At 46.4% G+C, this 16,992-nt stretch carries 16 protein-coding genes; 10 read left to right on the forward strand and 6 right to left on the reverse strand.

The window, feature by feature from the left end:
• Positions 1–33 precede the first annotated feature (33 nt).
• A complete protein-coding gene (locus ACLWNV_RS09765; RefSeq protein ID WP_413584199.1) occupies positions 34–918 on the reverse strand; it encodes a hypothetical protein in 885 nt (294 codons plus the stop codon).
• A 210-nt stretch (positions 919–1,128) separates the two neighbouring features.
• On the opposite strand from ACLWNV_RS09765, the gene ACLWNV_RS09770 reads away from it, so the two are divergent.
• The 3 genes from ACLWNV_RS09770 to ACLWNV_RS09780 are packed head-to-tail and all read left to right on the forward strand — an operon-like array spanning position 1,129 to position 5,146.
• On the forward strand, positions 1,129–2,802 hold the full coding sequence (locus ACLWNV_RS09770; RefSeq protein WP_413584200.1) for a methyl-accepting chemotaxis protein: 1,674 nt from the start codon (positions 1,129–1,131) through the stop codon (positions 2,800–2,802).
• 42 nt (positions 2,803–2,844) lie between these two features.
• Entirely contained in the window at positions 2,845–3,981 is a 1,137-nt protein-coding gene (gene rffA, locus ACLWNV_RS09775) for a dTDP-4-amino-4,6-dideoxygalactose transaminase (protein WP_413584201.1), read from the forward strand.
• Positions 3,982–3,994: 13 nt separating this feature from the next.
• Positions 3,995–5,146: a glycosyltransferase family 4 protein gene (locus ACLWNV_RS09780; protein ID WP_413584202.1), complete on the forward strand. Its 1,152-nt coding sequence runs from the start codon at positions 3,995–3,997 to the stop codon at positions 5,144–5,146.
• On the opposite strand, the gene ACLWNV_RS09785 is transcribed toward ACLWNV_RS09780, so the two are convergent.
• From ACLWNV_RS09785 to ACLWNV_RS09795, 3 genes are all read right to left on the reverse strand, one after another.
• Complete coding sequence (locus ACLWNV_RS09785; protein ID WP_413584203.1) at positions 5,147–5,947, reverse strand: M48 family metallopeptidase; 801 nt, start codon at positions 5,945–5,947, stop codon at positions 5,147–5,149.
• Between the two features lie 82 nt (positions 5,948–6,029).
• Positions 6,030–7,964: a ferrous iron transporter B gene (feoB, locus tag ACLWNV_RS09790; RefSeq protein ID WP_413584204.1), complete on the reverse strand. Its 1,935-nt coding sequence runs from the start codon at positions 7,962–7,964 to the stop codon at positions 6,030–6,032.
• Entirely contained in the window at positions 7,937–8,170 is a 234-nt protein-coding gene (locus ACLWNV_RS09795; RefSeq protein WP_413584205.1) for a FeoA family protein, read from the reverse strand. The genes feoB and ACLWNV_RS09795 overlap by 28 nt, the downstream gene beginning before the upstream one ends.
• 191 nt (positions 8,171–8,361) lie before the next feature.
• Here ACLWNV_RS09795 and ACLWNV_RS09800 point away from each other — a divergent pair, with 191 nt between their 5' ends.
• Positions 8,362–9,408: a hypothetical protein gene (locus ACLWNV_RS09800; protein ID WP_413584206.1), complete on the forward strand. Its 1,047-nt coding sequence runs from the start codon at positions 8,362–8,364 to the stop codon at positions 9,406–9,408.
• A 1-nt stretch (position 9,409) separates the two neighbouring features.
• On the opposite strand, the gene ACLWNV_RS09805 is transcribed toward ACLWNV_RS09800, so the two are convergent.
• The gene (locus tag ACLWNV_RS09805) at positions 9,410–9,898 is read right to left on the reverse strand and encodes a 6-pyruvoyl trahydropterin synthase family protein (protein WP_413584207.1); all 489 of its coding nucleotides are present in this window, start codon (positions 9,896–9,898) and stop codon (positions 9,410–9,412) included.
• Positions 9,899–9,926: 28 nt separating this feature from the next.
• Between ACLWNV_RS09805 and queD the strand changes: the two genes are divergently transcribed.
• A complete protein-coding gene (queD, locus tag ACLWNV_RS09810) occupies positions 9,927–10,286 on the forward strand; it encodes a 6-carboxytetrahydropterin synthase QueD (RefSeq protein WP_413584208.1) in 360 nt (119 codons plus the stop codon).
• Between the two features lie 90 nt (positions 10,287–10,376).
• Complete coding sequence (locus tag ACLWNV_RS09815) at positions 10,377–11,459, forward strand: DUF4421 family protein (protein WP_413584210.1); 1,083 nt, start codon at positions 10,377–10,379, stop codon at positions 11,457–11,459.
• A gap of 6 nt (positions 11,460–11,465) precedes the next feature.
• Here the strand turns inward: ACLWNV_RS09815 and asd are convergent, their stop codons facing one another.
• Positions 11,466–12,293: an archaetidylserine decarboxylase gene (gene asd / locus ACLWNV_RS09820; protein ID WP_413584211.1), complete on the reverse strand. Its 828-nt coding sequence runs from the start codon at positions 12,291–12,293 to the stop codon at positions 11,466–11,468.
• A gap of 115 nt (positions 12,294–12,408) precedes the next feature.
• Between asd and ACLWNV_RS09825 the strand changes: the two genes are divergently transcribed.
• From ACLWNV_RS09825 to ACLWNV_RS09840, 4 genes are all read left to right on the forward strand, one after another.
• On the forward strand, positions 12,409–13,953 hold the full coding sequence (locus ACLWNV_RS09825) for an NAD(P)/FAD-dependent oxidoreductase (RefSeq protein WP_413584212.1): 1,545 nt from the start codon (positions 12,409–12,411) through the stop codon (positions 13,951–13,953).
• A gap of 54 nt (positions 13,954–14,007) precedes the next feature.
• Positions 14,008–15,369: a TldD/PmbA family protein gene (locus ACLWNV_RS09830; RefSeq protein ID WP_413584213.1), complete on the forward strand. Its 1,362-nt coding sequence runs from the start codon at positions 14,008–14,010 to the stop codon at positions 15,367–15,369.
• The gene (locus ACLWNV_RS09835) at positions 15,369–16,589 is read left to right on the forward strand and encodes a metallopeptidase TldD-related protein (protein ID WP_413584214.1); all 1,221 of its coding nucleotides are present in this window, start codon (positions 15,369–15,371) and stop codon (positions 16,587–16,589) included. The genes ACLWNV_RS09830 and ACLWNV_RS09835 overlap by 1 nt, the downstream gene beginning before the upstream one ends.
• A gap of 73 nt (positions 16,590–16,662) precedes the next feature.
• A complete protein-coding gene (locus tag ACLWNV_RS09840; RefSeq protein WP_413584215.1) occupies positions 16,663–16,908 on the forward strand; it encodes a GlsB/YeaQ/YmgE family stress response membrane protein in 246 nt (81 codons plus the stop codon).
• Positions 16,909–16,992: the final 84 nt, after the last annotated feature.

The following is a 16,992-nucleotide window of genomic DNA, read 5'->3' on the forward strand; positions in this document are numbered from 1 at the left end:
ATCGGCTTTTTGATTTTAAGTTGTTCTTAACAACTAGTTTGGTGCAAACCAGCAAAGAGGTCTTGTACCAACAGCGTCACGTGGGCTGTAGCAAGAACCAGCTTTGTAGTCTGTATCAGACAATTTGTCGCCAATCGCAACCGGGCACAAAGCACCTTGGAAGTAAGTATCCAAGCGGCATTGAGTTTTCGGGTGAGAGTTGTCAGTGCGACGTACTACAGTTTTATCTGGAGTAGCGAATTTCGCAGGAACTTTGTCTTTACCAAGATCCATGAACAAGTTTGCAACTTGTTGACCAGCTTCAGTGATTCTCATGCAGATCAACTGATCGTTGATGTTAGAGTACTGAGCTTCGCAACCAGCTTTAGCAAGTGGATCGATAGTCATAGTGGAAACGATGGCTGCGTTGTCGTCTTGTGCAAACAACAAGCGAAGGCATTTCAAAGATGCGAAATAGTCAGATGCACCTTCGTTAGAAGCCCATGAACCGCCGTACCAGCTGTCGATTTTAGGAGCGCCAGCATTGTGGTGACCCATTTCGTGGCAGGCAACCAAAGCCATACCTTCGTAACCAATTGCTTGGTGACGAGCCAAACCGCCGTACATATTAAGGATGCGTGTGTTACCAGAACGTTGTGCAGATGCGTTTACAGTTCCATCAGTCCACAAACGGTTGACGCGTAGCTTGTCGCCAGCTGCTTCAACTTCTGGAGTGTAGATCTTTTCGATACGATCCATCACATCGTTAAATTGTTCTTGAGTGATACCACCTGTAGCAAACATACCAACTGGAATGTACATGCTGTTTTCAGGAACGAAACCGTGGCAACCTTCTGAATGCGTGTGCTGAGTTGTGAAACCTACCGATGCGATCAATGCAACAGCGGCCAAACCGCGCAACAATACCTTATTTGTCATGACTACTCCCCTCCTTGAGTCTAGACGTTGAAAAAATGCTACCCTTACTTCGGGAACAATTACAAATATAAAACTTTCGTCCTGCTGCATGGCAGTAACATTTGTTAGTCTGACCGCAAGCCTACCGTCCAGAAGAATTTCTCTCATACAAAAGCGAGTTAAGAAGTCGTCAAAAATTTTCGATAAGCATTTTGAGGGAGAGACTAGTTTATGAATAATTTGAAATCTTGGTTCCGTGGATTGCGTGGAAAACTGCTGCTGTCTGCGTTTTTACCGGTGATTGCTTTTGCAGTGATGACTGTTATCGCACTCAATAGCACAAACAAATTGGGAACGATGTTGAACTCTGCTTACACCGATATGGTGCCTAATATGGATGCACTCGGGCAGCTTGCAATGCAGCGCGCACGCGTCGGATATTTTTTCTGGGCATCTTTGGGAACACATGGTGCGTCACGCGAAGTCTTCATTAAAAAGACGGTTGCAGCCTGGGATGACTTCAAAGCAGCTCAAGATTACTACGAAAAAACTCCGTTCGACGAAGTCGAAACCGCTAACTATCAAGTTGTGAAAGGAAACAAAGACAAATTCTACTCCACAACTGAAGCGATGATGGCACTTTTAGCTAAGCAAACTCCTGAGGACGATGAAAAAGCCCGCACATCATTAAATGGTGGTGAGTGGCATCTTTTGGCTCTGGAAGTTCAAAAAATGTCTGAAAAGAATTTCAAGCATTACCAGGAACAAGCCAACATTCAAAACGAACAACAGGTTAAAGATCGCAAAGCAATGACTCAGATGCTGATTCTAATTGCAGCATTCAGTGCTTTTGCCTTGTTTGGTATCTTAATGTGGATTGCTTACCGTGTTTCCAATACTGTCAGCGACATTTCTGCCAAATTGACTGAATCAGGTAACCAGGTGGCTTCCGCGATCACTCAGCTTTCCGTTGCAGGTCAGACTCTATCAACTTCTTCTACAGAATCCGCTGCTTCTTTAGAAGAGACTGTGGCTTCCCTTGAAGAGATGTCTTCGATGGTTAAGATGAACTCTGATAACGCGAAACAAGCGGCGACTTTGTCCCAGACTTCTAAAGATTCTGCAGAGGATGGACAAAAAGAAATGGCGGATTTGATTCACTCTATGCAGGGTATCTCTCAGTCTTCCAAAAAGATCGAAGAGATCATCAACGTGATCGACGATATCGCTTTCCAAACGAATTTGCTTGCACTCAATGCAGCGGTTGAGGCAGCTCGCGCTGGGGAACAAGGTAAAGGTTTCGCGGTCGTTGCTGAAGCAGTTCGCGCCTTGGCGCAACGCTCTGCTGTGGCGGCGAAAGACATTTCTTCTCTTATTAAAGAGAGCGTGAATCAGGTCGACAACGGTGGAAAAGTCGCAGACCGCTCTGCTGAAGTTCTGAACACTATCGTAAATTCAGTTAAAAAGGTTTCTGACCTTAATAATGAAATCTCGGCAGCAAGTTCTGAGCAAACAACCGGAATCTCCCAGATTTCCCAGGCGATGAATCAATTAGATGCCAGCGTTCAAGGCAATGCGGCTTCTTCTGAAGAAATCGCGGCCTCTTCTGAAGAGATCTCTGCCCAGGCTGAACTAATGCGCCGTCTGGTACAGGATTTGAACAGAATTGTTACCGGTGATACCGAAATTATTGAAGCGACCGAAACTTCAAGACATGACTCCCCTAAAAAAGCGGTCACGCCTAATAACGTGGTGGAGTTTAAAGCTAAACCCGTTAAAAAAGCTGACCACAAAGTGGCAAAAGCCTCCGCTCCTAAAAAGGCGCAGAGCAGCAGCGCCGCTGACATGATTCCTTTTGATGAAGATGATTCCAGAGGAAAAGTAGGCACTACGGACGGCTTTTAATCCGTTGCCGTCCGTTAAATAATAGTACTAATATTGTGGGGCATGAAAATTCCATTTAACTTGCCCCCGCATAGTCACAACGAAGAAAAATACATTTCCCAAGCCATTGCTAATCGCAAACTGTCTGGCGAGGGAGCTTTCAACAAAAAAGTAGTCGAATGGTTTAAGAACCACCTCCGTTGTGAGATGGCCGTGATAACTCCAAGCTGTACATCCGCTTTGGAGATGGCCATGGTTTTAGCCAACATCGGCCCGGGCGATGAGGTCATCCTGCCCTCTTTCACTTTCACTTCCACAGCCAACGTGATTGCGCTTTATGGCGCAACTCCTGTTTTTGTCGATGTCGATCCAAAGACTTTGAACATGGATGTCGATGCGATGGAAAAAGCACTGACCTCGAAAACCAAAGTGGTCATGCCCGTGCATTATGCCGGTGTTTCCTGCGAAATGGATCGCATCATGGCCTTGTCTGAAAAGCATGGCTTTATCGTTGTCGCTGATGCGGCTCAGGCTATTTTTTCCTCTTATAAAGGTAAACCCACGGGAGCTTGGGGACATATGGCCGCTTACAGCTTCCATGAGACTAAAAACATCGTCTGCGGTGAAGGTGGAGCCTTGGTTATTAATGATCCACGCTTTGTCGCACGCGCTGAAATCGTGCGCGATAAAGGTACGAACCGTCAGCAGTTTCTAAACGGTCAGGTGGATAAGTACACTTGGCAGGATAAGGGTTCTTCTTACCTGCAGTCAGAACTTGCGGTGGCGTTTTTGTATGCGCAACTTGAAGACGGCGAAAAAATCACTGCGCAAAGAATTGCTCACTGGAATCAGTACCATCAGGGATTTGCGGATCTGGAAAAGCAGGGGCACCTGACTCGCATGCAAATCCCGGGTGACTGCCAGGGTAATGCTCATATTTATTATTTCATCTGCAAGTCTGCCGAAGAGCGCGCAAAGCTTTGGGCTTTCTTAAAAGAAAACGAGATCCAATCCACCACTCACTATGTTCCCCTTCACTCAGCGCCTGCTGGCATGAAGTTTGGCCGAGTCGCGGGCTCAATGAAAGTCACCGATGATCTGGCGAATCGCATGCTGCGCATGCCGATGTATGCGGATTTGACGAAAGAGGACGTTTCATTTGTTTTAGATAAGGTTCATGCCTTTTACAAAAGCCTTTAAAGGATAGATCAGGATGAAACCAGTTCGCCTGTTGCATGTTATTCATTCATTTTCCTGGGGTGGGCTTGAGCTTTACTCCACGGAGCTTATTTGCAAACTACAACAAACCTCCGTCGAACAATGGGTTTTGTGTTTTGAAGATTCCCGTATCATCAAGGAGCTTCGCGCCCATGGGGTGCGTGTTCTGCCCGTAACGGAAAAGAAACTTTCAAAATTCGCCAAAGCAAAGCTCATCAAGAAAGCGATGCGCGAACATCAAATCACTCACCTACACTCCCATACACGTTTAGATATGTGGGCCACGTGTCTGGCGCGTTGGTTTAATGGTGGCGTAAGACACGTTTACAATCTTTATATGAATGCCCTACCAAAGCGTGACTTTGTTCACAAAGCTTTATTCAAACGCGTGGATGCATTGTGCAGTTCTTCAGAAGATATACTTAAAGACGTAAAAAAGAATTTCCCGATTGCACCGGGAAAACTAAAACTGATCCGCTATGGTCGTGAAACTGAAAAGTTCGTCGCCAATTCTGAAGCTCGTCTAAATATCCGCAAGAAGTACGAAGTTAAATCAGATCAACTGGTCATCGGAACTTTGTGCCGAATCGACGCGCAAAAAGGCGTTCGCGAATTAGTGGAAGCCTTGGACTATCTTTCAGATGAAGAACTAAAAAAGGTTCAAATCTGGGTTATCGGCGATCGCACAATCGTTGGTCACAACGAAAGTGGCGAAACCACTTACGAAGATGAATCCCAAGCTCTGTATGAATGGATCATCGCCCGCGCTGGCAGCGAACGCCTGCGAGGTCACTTGCAACAAATCTCGTTTCAACGTGAATACGTTCCATACATTGATGCCTTGGATATTTTCACACTGGCTTCCTATAACGAGACCTATTCATTGAGTGTGATCGATGCGATGATGATGGGCAAAGCCGTAATCGGAACAAACGCCGGCGGCACCCCAGAACAAGTCGGCGGAACCGAGCGCGGAATCCTAGCAGAACCCCGCTCGGGCCAAGCTTTGGCTGATTGCATTCGCTACTATCTTGCACATCCAGAAAAAGCGCAAAAGCACGGCGACAAAGGCCGCGACTGGGCCCTGCATAATCACAACTGGCCCAATACGCTAAAGCATTTCACAGAGCTTTACCAGAGAATCTAACTAGCGGATTGTTGCGCCCAAACCGTATTTTTGCGGTGATTGTGCGTAGACCGCTTCTGCTTCTGGCAACCAGCTTTTAAGATTATTTTTGCGCGTTTGATCAGATGGATGCGTAGAAACGAACTCTGGAGGAGCCGCCCCCTGTTTTCCTGCGTTCATACGATCCCAAAGAACGATAGCTTCTGCGGGATCGTAACCAGCTTTTGCCATGTAGATTTGGCCTTTTTTATCAGCAGAAGTTTCGTCGGCGCGGCTGAATTTTCTATCCAGGAATGTTAGTGCAAAGCCAGCAGCGACGCCACCGAGAGCACTCCATTTTTTGCAGTCTTCGGTTTTACACAAAAGCTGCCCGCCGATGACGCTGGCACCGGCGATAATCACTCCGGCGTAGCTTTGTTGTTTTGCGCGGATATAGCCTTCCATTCCGTGACGAAGGGTTGCATGGGCTACTTCGTGTCCCATTACTGCTGCTAGTGCACCTTCGGATTTTAGCACTGGCATGATGCCGGTATAGACAGCCATTTTACCACCGGGCATACACCAGGCATTGACTTCGGGACTGTCGATTAGGACTACTTCCCATTGGAAGTTTTCGCCCGAGGCTTTGGCGATACGATCAGCCACGCGATTTACCATGGCGGTCCATTCTTTGTTTGTGGAGATTTTGGATTTGGCTTTGATTTCAGCATAAGCTTTTACAGCTTCAGCGTTGATATCTGCTTCATTCACTTTCGGCTTCATGGAAGAACAGCTGACCAAAAGTGACGTCACTACCAGTAGAATTAGATTTGTTTTTTTCATACGCTAAAGATTAGCGTATTTTAGGAAATTAACAAGACGTTCTGCACCCCTTGTTCTGCAACAAGGGGTTGGGATATTAATCTTACGGCACACCCATGGCGCGAAGACCTTGAACGACTATCACGACCAATACATAGGCGGCCACGTTAAAGACAATCAACTGACCGATCGCCATCTTTGCAGAACCACTTTCGCGCATTTGTACGGCGACCGTGGTCATACACTGCAAAGCAATCATAAAGAAAATCATAAGGCCTATCGCACTGCTGACGGTAAAGATCTTTTCGCCAGCACTGTTCACAGCCGTACTCATTTGCGTCAGCAAAGACTGCTGCATGGAATCTTCGTTTTCGTCAGTAATGTTGAAAGTCACAGCCAATGAGGACACGAAAACTTCGCGGGCTGCGAAGGCTGAAATCATCCCGACACCCACGCGCCAGTCGACACCCATAGGTTTCACGACAGGCTCGATCACTTTACCAAGCTGTCCCACATAGGACTGCTCTAGTTTGTCATGGGCATTTTCCATATTGTAGTTCGGGAAATTCGTACCGAACCAAATGATCACGGCGAATACGAAAATCACCGGACCTGCACGTTTGACGTAGTTTAAAGTTCTGGTCGTTGCATGATGCAAAAGCACGCGCATTTTTGGGCGACGATAGATTGGAAGCTCCATCATAAAGAACGAATTGTCTTTTTTAGGAAGGAATCTATTCACAATCCCCGCAGCGATACCGCCCACAACGATCGAACCCAAATATAAAAGCGCTAAAGTGAAGCCCGCAAGCCATGGCGATTCGCCATGGAACATGAACGCAATCAACAAGGCATAAACCGGAAGTCTTGCGGAACAAGTCATCAGCGGAATAATGAAGGATGTAATCCAACGATCACGGCTGGAGGAAATATTACGGGTCGCAATGATCGCTGGAATGGCGCAGGCAAAACCCGATAAGATTGGAACAAAAGAACGACCACTCATCCCTAGGGCAGAAAAAGGCCGATCGATCAGGGTCGCAGCTCTTGCCAGGTAACCCGAGCTTTCAAGCAAGCCAATACCGAAGAACAAAATGAAAATCTGCGGAACAAAAACCATGAAGGCTGCAAAACTGGAAACGACTCCGTTTGCCAGGAAATCGGCCCACAAGGTTCCAGGACCCAGATTCGCTACGTGTTCGTTCAAGTATGTGAACCCACCATCGATCCAATCCATGAATGGAGCTGCCGCCCAGAAGATGGAGGAAAACAACGTCCCCATGACGGCAATAAAGATCAACAAGCCAAACCAAGGGTGAAGCAGGACGCGATCCAATTTTTCCGTGGTCGCAACAATGCGGTTCAGGCGAACTTCAGGTTTTTCAGTTTTATGAGAAAGAGCTTCATTTGCGATTTTATCGCACTCTTTCATTTTTTTATCTAAAAGATCAAAATCCCAAACCTGGGGACGCTTTGGTTTTACGTTCAAAGGAATTTTTTGAACTGCAGCAACCACTTCCAATAGTCCGCCAGCAAGCAGACCATCAAATTGAATCACAGGACACGCCAGAGTTTTGCTTAGATATTCCATATCCAGCTCAATCCCCTCGCGACGCAAAAGATCGGCCATCGTGATCACCACGATCATCGGGAATCCCGTTTCTTTCACCTGTAACGCCAATTGCAAATGGCGTGATAGCTGAGTTCCATCAATAACGACGATCACTCCGGTTGTTTCACCGAACTCAGGATTTTCATAAATAGATTTTATAGTAACAATTTCGTCGGCACTTTTGGGATGAAGGCTGTAGGTGCCCGGCGTATCCATCGCCAGCACTCCATGCCCCAGATGCGGAGCAAGTTTTCCCAAAGAGTATTCAACTGTGGCGCCGGGATAATTCACAGTTTTAAAACGTGAACCCGTCAGCCAGTTATAAAGAGTGGTTTTACCAGAATTCGGCGCACCTACCAGAGCAACGACACGTTGTTCGCTAGTGGTATTCGTGGGATTTACGACTTCAGTGTTATTTGGGCACATGCTGCCTCCTCACTTCGTAAAGCCAAAAAACTTGTTTTGAATCGAATCAACAAAGGACCACCGAAAGGAGCTCGTCCTAAAACAGTGACTTCCATTCCCGCAGACAAACCCATTTCATGAAGGCGCTCGCGCAAGGAATCCTCCCCAGCGATTTTTAGGATTTCAACGGTCTGACCGGGTTTTAAATTGGCGTCTAACAAAGTCATGATTTCCCTCTGAAATGGTGCCTTATTAGTTAAGTTTTTAGAGTCGCAAAAGGAAGTTCTTTACCCCCTACCTGGACCATTGAAAACCAGTTGAGAACCAGTTTCACAAACGTGAGGCCAAATCGAAGACAATGGTCGTGATTTTAATAGCTTAGATCAAGTTTACCCCCTCAAAACCGATCTATTTTTCAATGACATTCAAAGTACAAAACCTCCTCGTTGTCGGTTTCTGTCTTTTCACTTCTGTGGGCTATGGCTCTGAGCTTTTCTATGCTCCGGGATTCTGCCCTCGCGATTCATTAAAAATTCTGGTGCAAAATAAATCTGCCGAGCCCGAAAAATGGTGGACCCAAGTGCATGAAAACGGCGTGATCAGAGAACGCTATCAAGAGATCGACGCCAAGTCTGAGATGAAACTTGCGGGTTCGGCTTTTTTGCCAGACGACCGGGGTTATTCATTAAAGTCCGCCAATGCAGGAACGCTTAAATTCACAGCGCTGTGTGAGGATCAAAAGGTTCTGCTGGGCTCGGTCACATCACCTCAAGTAACACATTACCTTCCTGCTGAAACAACAGCGGTTAAAATTTCACTATTAAACCTTTACTTGAACTCCAATATTATTACTTTAAAGGCATTCGACACAACTGGTGAATTGACTGAGGAAAAGCTAATACTGCTGGGTAAACACTACGAAACCCAAAACTTAAAGTGGATCTTTAAGCGCGCTATCGCACGCATAGAAGTCAGCGCCACTGCGCGTATGCATTCGGAAGTTTTTTATGGAGACGACTTAAAACACAGTCCGCCGTTGGTTTTAACACCGATGACTTTGCCTACCGACAACGACAAAAAATACTTCATGATCTCTACCAAAGGCCCCAGCGAGAATGGCTCTTTTGTGATCGCTATGGATGACGAGGAAACGATCTCGATCGCGAGGGAACAAATCCGCAATCCTGAGCTTGAAAAAATTGTCGTGGCACGAATTGCGACTGGTGTGGGCTTGGGTATTAACCGTAACTTCCAGTCCAAGGATAAATCACCCTATTCCTGGACCGTGACCCATGTGGATTCTTTTGGCGACTTTGCCCATTTAGACTGCGATGGCAGCCCTGATCTGGTTGAAGAACGATTGCAGCAACGACTCAGCGACGGTGGTCGAATTTGTTTTTGGCGCTATCGTGTGGTGCGCGAACTATCACCTGATGAAGTTCGCTCTGGTATTCTAAAGCCCTAAATTAGCGCGGCACTGTTGTGGAGGCACCCTGACCGGCTGTCTCTTCAACAGTCACCGTGATCAACTGCACCCCGTACTGGGTGAACTCGTTATAAAAATCCTCGGCCAACAAGCGCGATAGATTTTCAACACTGGTGTTGGTAACCGGCAACAGGATCACTTCATTTAAAGGAAATACATAAAAGCGATCACGGAATGTCACTTCCAGGGACTTGTCCGTTTTTTTAAACTTCATGTCGGGATGCTTTTCAGGAAGAAGAACAATTTCATCCCAGCGATCCAAGGCCGCTTTGATATATTTTTTAAACACATTAAAGTCCATGAAATAGCCCTCTGAATGCTGGGCTTCATCGGCTGGGGCCTTGATGTCGACTTTGACCTGATAGTTATGGCCATGGAGCTTTTCAGCGTGCTTTTCATCAAAAATCAGAAAGTGAGCGGCTGAAAATTTGAAATTTTGTTTGGCCAAATGCAAGGTGGTCGTGGACATATTTCTCCCTAATGGTAATATCCATATCATGAATTTTGAACTGAAGCAGCATTTTCAAATTGAATCCGCCCGTTTCCTACCCCATTTACCGGCAAGCCATCCGTGTTCGCGCATGCACGGTCACAGTTTTAAGATTGTGCTGACGCTAGTGGGTCCCTTGGATGGAAAAGTCGGCTGGGTTATTGATTACAATGACATTCAAGCGGCAATGAAACCAATCCTTGAACAAATCGATCATCGTGTTTTGAACGAAGTGCCGGGCCTGGAAAATCCCACGTCGGAACTTTTAGCGAAATGGCTTTATGATCATGGGAAAAAGGTCCTACCGATTTTGACTCGTGTTTCAGTGGCAGAGACTCTGCTGACCGAGTGCAGTTACCCCGCATAAAGACTGGTCCAGTTACGCCAATTGACAGGTTTTCTCTTTAAACTCACTCCTGAGACCTTGTAGAATAAGTTCTTAATAGGAGTGAGTTTTTTGTTTTTAAAGAGCGTGTTTTTTCCAGTCTTATTAATTTCCGCGATGGCCGCCTCGGCATCAGCTCAGACTGTGAAGCGCACACAGCCGCGCAGCAAAGCTCCTGCTAAAACTCAGACTCAACCGCAGGCGCTACCCGAACCACAAAATGTTTCGACAACCGCAAACAAAGAATCCTCATCCAGTTCAATTAAAAAAGTAGCCAAAAAAGCCGAGTTTGAAAATTCCATTCAAGCCGGGATGATCATCAAAACTTTGAAAGCCACTACTTCCGGTGCTGGTAATGACCATAACGTGGCTTTGGATCCCAATACTCCCCCAGGGTTCGCCTTAGGTTGGTCCAACCGCCCTCTAGGTATTTCACTGGAAGCCAATGTCGCAAACGGCAGCGCCCGCGATGATAAGGTCGCAACCTCTGCTGAAGATTATCAGCTGCGCTATTTCAGTGGACGCTTTGGGGCTGAGTTTATTTATCAGCACTATAAGGGATTTAATCAAAGCCCCACCGCCAGTGCGAACAACGATGGATTTATCACCACCGATGAATACTCCCTGCCGAATTTGAAAATCTCCATGGTACAGGCACAGTTCGAATGGGCCTATTACGGTGTGAGTGCTTTGGAAGCATTTGGTCCGAACTGGAAAAAGCCGACCTCAGATGGTCTGGCGTTTTATACTTTGTTGGGTTTGTCCCAAGTGGATATTGAAAATCCTGAACCGTTTTTACCGCAAAGCAATCCTGCCGACTACGGCGAGGACGCCACATTGGTAAAAGGAAAATACCAAAGCATGGCTTTGGGACTGGGCACATCGTATGTGTGGCAGTGGGAGCGATTTTATATTGCGATGTTTGGCAGTGCCCAGGCAGGTCCACAAAAACAACAGTACGATACGACGACAACTCGCTGGGATAATTTGAAATACACCTGGTGGGTGCAGGCCAAGATGGCCATCGGTTATGACTGGGGCCCTTGGTATATGACCATCATCGGTCACACTCAACCCGTCAACGTCGACTTGCGAACGATGGACATGTCCTTTTTCTCGCAAGCCGCGGGTCTCTACTTGGGTTCCCGTTTCTAAAGAAAATTACTTAATTAGCGAAGCGTTCACTCGAACTGATGGGCCCAAGTTAAGTTGATTCGCGAATTTTTCGCGGAATGCTGGTGGGTAAATCATCACGACAGTTGAACCCATGCGGAACATTCCCAATTCATCGCCACGCTTGATGGTTTTAGCCGGAGAATATTTTTTGTGTTGATACTCTGGCACGCCCGCTTGGTTTCCGCGGATGGTTTCATCAAAACTAAGCACGATATGCCCCACGTTTGTGGCTCCAACGAAAACGGCAGCGACTGGTCCCAAATCCGTTTGAATTTCCACCAATACGCGCTCGTTGATCGAGAAAAGATTCTTAACGTTCGTAGTACTCCACTCGTTCACCGGCCACAATTCGCCTGGCATATAGCGCACATCACTAATGCCACCATCCACTGGAGAATGCACACGGTGATAATCCGTTGGGCAAAGGTAGTAGGTCATAAAGAAACCTTCGTCCCATTTTTTGTGGGCATCAGGATCCATGGTGAATTCTTTTAGTTCGTAGTTGTGACCCTTGGCCTGAATCAAGGCACCTTTTTCGATGGGTTGCGCCTGAGTGATCACACTGTCAGCAGGATGGACAGCCCAGGAAGTTCCTACAGGGCGAATTCCGGGCTTTAATTTTCTTACGAAAAACTCGCCAATGCTTGGGTATTCGTTATAAGCCTTTTCCGCTTCATCCAATGCGATATTGTACCACCAGGCAAAGCCACGAATGGAGGCTGCAGCCCACCATTTAGGTCCTTGAAAGTGCATCAGTTTTCCGACGAATCGGCTTAGGCTTCTTTTTGGTAAAATACGAGTGATTGCTGACATATATAAATTATCTAACTGACGATGCCCCCTTTGTCACGGGCGGAACAATCTGTTATACCTTGGTTCACAAAATATTCATCGGTTTGGCGCTTAACAGGTGCCCGCGAGGTAAAAAATGGCAAAGATATTCAACAATATCGAAATTCCTATTGATCAGGACCTGGAAGAAAAACTTCAGTGGATGATGCCAGAACATGGCCCCTACCGCATCCTGAGACAAAGCGTCGACGCAAGACGTGCTCACTCCCCCCATTTCGTTTATTCTGTAGAGGTCGCCGACAAGGGCGAAACTCTTAACATTCCTGAATTCAATTTAGAAAAAATCGCGACACCTAAAGAGCGTCCACTGATCGTGGGAACAGGCCCGGCGGGTTTGTTTGCAGCCCTGCGCTTTGTGGAGCGAGGAGTTCCTTGCGTTCTGTTTGAACGTGGTTCTGATTCCGGCGATCGCATGAAGGGTATCAACCAGTACTGGCGCTACGGAAAACTCGACACCCGCAACAACGTTTGCTTTGGTGAAGGTGGCGCGGGACTTTATTCTGACGGAAAACTCATCACTCGTATTAAGTCACCGCATATTCCTTATGTGATGAATCGCTTGGTGCAATTCGGTGCGCCTGCGGAAATTCAATGGCTGTCAAATCCGCATGTGGGTTCTGATCGTATTCGTCGCGTGATTCCAAAACTTCGTGAATTCCTAAAAGCCAACGGTTGTGAAATCCATTTCAACACTCAGGTGACTGAGATTTTGATGGAAGGAAAACAAACCGTGGGCGTTCGCACCGAACACGGGACTGAGTTTAAATCCCCGCATGTGATTTTAGCGACCGGCCACTCGGCTGAAGACATGATCAATCACTTAAACGATATCGGTGTGCATCTGGATGGTAAGTCCTTTGCAATGGGTCTGCGTATCGAACACTCCCAGGCCGAGATCAATAAAATCCAATATCGTCAGTTCGCGGATCATCCAAAATTAGGTGCTGCTAACTATAAGCTTGCTGACCATGATGACAAGACCGGTATAGGTGTTTATTCGTTCTGTATGTGCCCGGGTGGCTATGTACTGTCTGCCGGAACTGAAGCCGATGGTATCGTTTGTAACGGGATGAGTAACTACAACCGTAACTCCCCATTTGCGAATGCGGCGATTGTGGTTTCTATCGATCACGACAAGCTTTTTGGTAAAGACGTTTTCGGTGGTATGAAACTGCGCCGAGAACTTGAAACCCGCGCATTTAAAACTATCCAGGAAACTGGTGGAACGAAAGAACTTCCAGCTCAAAATCTTTTGGATTTCCTGGGTGGCACTTCCAAAAAAGGTCCGCGCAATTTGCGTGCGGGTTCATCCCCGTCAGGCGCGATCAACATCCGTCTGGATGAAATCCTGCCAGCACATATGACTAAGCGAATTCAAGAGGGGTTGAATAAGTTCAATCGCAATATGAAGGGCTTCGTGGTCGAGGATGCGCAGCTTTATGGAATTGAATCCCGCACAAGCTGTCCTGTACGAGTGACCCGCGATAATGATTCCTTGGAAAGTGTTTCCCACGCCGGACTTTATCCTGCGGGTGAAGGAGCTGGTTATGCGGGAGGAATCACATCTGCGGCTTGTGACGGAATTAAAATTGCCGAAAAAATAATAGAAAAACTTACGTAAGACTGGCGGTTTATTTGGTGTCCATGATAGATTATACCCTCAATGGGAGTCTTCATGGACATTCAAAAAATGCTAGCGACTTTGGATTTAAAATCTATTCCCTGTGAATACTGCGATGTGCGCATCGAAGAAGTATTCGAAAGCTCCGTTGGCTTTCAAAACCATGAACTTGTCACCAGCCTGGAAAAAAGCTCGGTCGGCGCGTTTCTTCGAGTTCGGAAAAACAATCAGTGGTACTTTTCAGCAACCACGGATCTGACGACCCTAAAAGAACAACTTTTAACTCTGGCTAATTCTTTGGATTTTAGCACCGGCAGCACCTGGACAAAGCTTCCAGAAAACTACGGTCATTTCGAAAATATCAGTTACACAAAGAACAATCCATCGCTTATTTTCCTGAACGAGAAAGTCGAACTAATCAAACAGTACGACGCTCTTTCCCTTAAGCATCCTCTGGTTAAAACCAGTCGCTCCCGCTACACCGACATTTACAAAGTGAAATCTTTTAAAAACTCTGTTGGCACTTCCTACCGCTATGACTTCACTCAGTGCGGAGCGGCCTTTGTTTTTGAACTGGCTGATGGCGACAAGATGTTTACAGACCAGGCATCCCTTTATGGAGAAACTTTCGCGGAACTGGCTAACAAACAGGATAAAATCATCTCGGTTATTCAAGAGTGTGAAAAGTTCCTTCATGCGCCACTGGTTGCAGAAGGCAAATATAAAGTTGTATTGGCTCCAGAAATCGCTGGTGTCTTTGTTCACGAATCCTTCGGTCATAACTCCGAGGCAGATTCTTTATTAGGCGACCCTGCCGCAAAAGAAACCTGGAAGCTGGGTAAAAAAGTTGCGGCGGACTTTGTATCCATCGTTGATTGTGGCACTCATCAAGGGGGCTCCGGATATTGCCCAATTGATGACGAGGGCCACAAAGCTGGTAAAACATATTTAATTAAAGACGGCATCTTAACTGGACGCCTACATTCTTTTGATACAGCCTTGGCTTTGAACGAAGAGCCCACTGGTAACGGTCGTGCTATTAATTTCGAACACGATCCTATTGTGCGCATGACTTCGACTTATATTGAAAATGGCACAAACTCCCTGGAAGAGCTGTTTAAAATGGCCGAGGGCGGGATTTACATTGAAACTTATAACTACGGCACTGGCGGTGATCTTTTCACTATCTCCCCTTCCCGCGCCTACACGATCAAAGACGGAAAAATCTCAACGCCGATTCGTGCAAGCGTTATTAGTGGACAACTCTTTGAAACACTTCACAACATCGAAGCGATCGCCAATGACTATGAGTTGAAGCATTCCGCCTTGGGTGGTTGTGGTAAATTAGGTCAGTTCCCGCTTCCAGTCTCTGATGGTGGTCCGACAATTCTTGTGAAAGACATGCAGGTTAGCTAATGCAACATGATTTCTTAACTTTTACGACTGATATGACTGAAATGAAGGCGCAGGGAAACCGCATCACTTCAATTCAAACTCAAAAGATTCAAAAATCAGCCGCGCGGGTATTCAAAAACGGTCAGATCTTTTCATCTGCTGTAGTGGGCGCTACTTCGCCGGAACTCTTGCTTGAAAAAGCCGAGCGACCGGGAAACATGGGTCTGGCTTACGACTATTCTCTACCCACGACTGCTGCGCTGGAAAGTCATGTGGCTCCTACAAAGAGCCGAGAATCAAAACTTTCTGAATTTAAAAGTTTCTTTGAAGACCTGTGCAAAGACTATCCTCACCTGAACATCAGTGGCAGATTTGCCACTGAAAAAACTGGCAAAGTTTTTAAAAGCAGCTATACGGGCGAGCTTTCATCCAGCGGCGAAAAAAGCGAAGGTTATCTGCTTTACAAACGTTTCGGTGTGACTGATTTTGCCGAAGGCTTTTTCAATTTGGATGGCGAATCCCCGGACTTCGTACAAATTCGTCAAAAATACGAACCACTTCTGCAAGCGGTTTCATTGACGTCGTCTATTGAGGCAAAGAAAATGCCCGTGATGATTTTCGATTACGACGACATTATGCAAAGAATCTCTCAAGACATCAAACCAGCAAAATTTCATGCTGGTGGATCTTACTTATCCAATCGTCTAGGAGAAAGTATTTTCAGCCCGCAGGTTACTTTGAAAGATATTAGCTTCGCACCCCAGATCGGGATGTTCGAACGCTTTGATGGCGAAGGTGTATTGCATACGAATCCTGTTGTCTTCGACAAAGGCGTCTTCACCAGCGCATTGTATGATCTGCGCCAAGCTCATAAAGCCGGCAAGCAAAGCACCGGAAATGGCTTACGCAATTTCGATACGGGAATTAACTGTGTTCCGCATAAGTTAAATCTGAATTTCGGCAACACCAAGGCGTGGGACATGATTAAAGATATTCCGGAATGCCTGGTTTTGCTTTGCAGCTACGGCGGCAGCTTGACCGAACAATGGGAATTTTCAAATCCCGTTCAAGTCGGCATGCTTTTCCGTCACGGCAAAGCCGTGGGACGAGTACCCGCTGTCAGCGTGAAAGGATTGCTAAAGGATATGTTGGGTAAAGACCTGATCGGTATTACCAGCGACATTTATTCATTCTCACAATCACCAGCTATCGTTACGCAGCTTGAAGTGATCTCTCACTAGAACTTTGAGTAATGACAAAGTCACTTGATAAAGTCCCCAGAGTCCCCAATACTTTCTTATGTGGAGGTATTGGATGCACATCTTAGGGACTTTGTTGATTGGCTTCCTTGTAGGACTTGTGGCGCGCTTCTTTATGCCGGGTAATCAAAAACTTGGCATTATCTTTACAACTATTCTGGGAATCATTGGCGCTGTCGTTGGCACTTATGTTGGACAACTTCTGGGTTGGTACTCCGAGGGACAACCTGCTGGATTCATCGCCTCTGTTTTTGGTGCGATGATCGTCTTATTTCTGGCGCAGATATTCTCTCGAAAATAAAAACTCTTCTAAGAGGCAATTACTCTAGTTAAAAGTGTGTCTCATGACTGGGATTAAAAGATCATTCTTCTTTGTGTATTTGTA

Origin of the sequence: Bdellovibrio sp. HCB274 (genome assembly GCF_047306075.1) — a bacterium.
Taxonomy (GTDB): Bacteria; Bdellovibrionota; Bdellovibrionia; order Bdellovibrionales; family Bdellovibrionaceae; genus Bdellovibrio.

Excerpts from the sequence above, each read along its gene's own strand:
- ACLWNV_RS09765 (WP_413584199.1), bottom strand. The coding sequence starts at position 918 with ATGACAAATAAGGTATTGTTGCGCGGTTTGGCCGCTGTTGCATTGATC.
- ACLWNV_RS09770 (WP_413584200.1), top strand. The coding sequence starts at position 1,129 with ATGAATAATTTGAAATCTTGGTTCCGTGGATTGCGTGGAAAACTGCTG.
- rffA (WP_413584201.1), top strand. The coding sequence starts at position 2,845 with ATGAAAATTCCATTTAACTTGCCCCCGCATAGTCACAACGAAGAAAAA.
- ACLWNV_RS09780 (WP_413584202.1), top strand. The coding sequence starts at position 3,995 with ATGAAACCAGTTCGCCTGTTGCATGTTATTCATTCATTTTCCTGGGGT.
- ACLWNV_RS09785 (WP_413584203.1), bottom strand. The coding sequence starts at position 5,947 with ATGAAAAAAACAAATCTAATTCTACTGGTAGTGACGTCACTTTTGGTC.
- feoB (WP_413584204.1), bottom strand. The coding sequence starts at position 7,964 with ATGTGCCCAAATAACACTGAAGTCGTAAATCCCACGAATACCACTAGC.
- ACLWNV_RS09795 (WP_413584205.1), bottom strand. The coding sequence starts at position 8,170 with ATGACTTTGTTAGACGCCAATTTAAAACCCGGTCAGACCGTTGAAATC.
- ACLWNV_RS09800 (WP_413584206.1), top strand. The coding sequence starts at position 8,362 with ATGACATTCAAAGTACAAAACCTCCTCGTTGTCGGTTTCTGTCTTTTC.
- ACLWNV_RS09805 (WP_413584207.1), bottom strand. The coding sequence starts at position 9,898 with ATGTCCACGACCACCTTGCATTTGGCCAAACAAAATTTCAAATTTTCA.
- queD (WP_413584208.1), top strand. The coding sequence starts at position 9,927 with ATGAATTTTGAACTGAAGCAGCATTTTCAAATTGAATCCGCCCGTTTC.
- asd (WP_413584211.1), bottom strand. The coding sequence starts at position 12,293 with ATGTCAGCAATCACTCGTATTTTACCAAAAAGAAGCCTAAGCCGATTC.
- ACLWNV_RS09825 (WP_413584212.1), top strand. The coding sequence starts at position 12,409 with ATGGCAAAGATATTCAACAATATCGAAATTCCTATTGATCAGGACCTG.
- ACLWNV_RS09830 (WP_413584213.1), top strand. The coding sequence starts at position 14,008 with ATGGACATTCAAAAAATGCTAGCGACTTTGGATTTAAAATCTATTCCC.
- ACLWNV_RS09835 (WP_413584214.1), top strand. The coding sequence starts at position 15,369 with ATGCAACATGATTTCTTAACTTTTACGACTGATATGACTGAAATGAAG.
- ACLWNV_RS09840 (WP_413584215.1), top strand. The coding sequence starts at position 16,663 with ATGCACATCTTAGGGACTTTGTTGATTGGCTTCCTTGTAGGACTTGTG.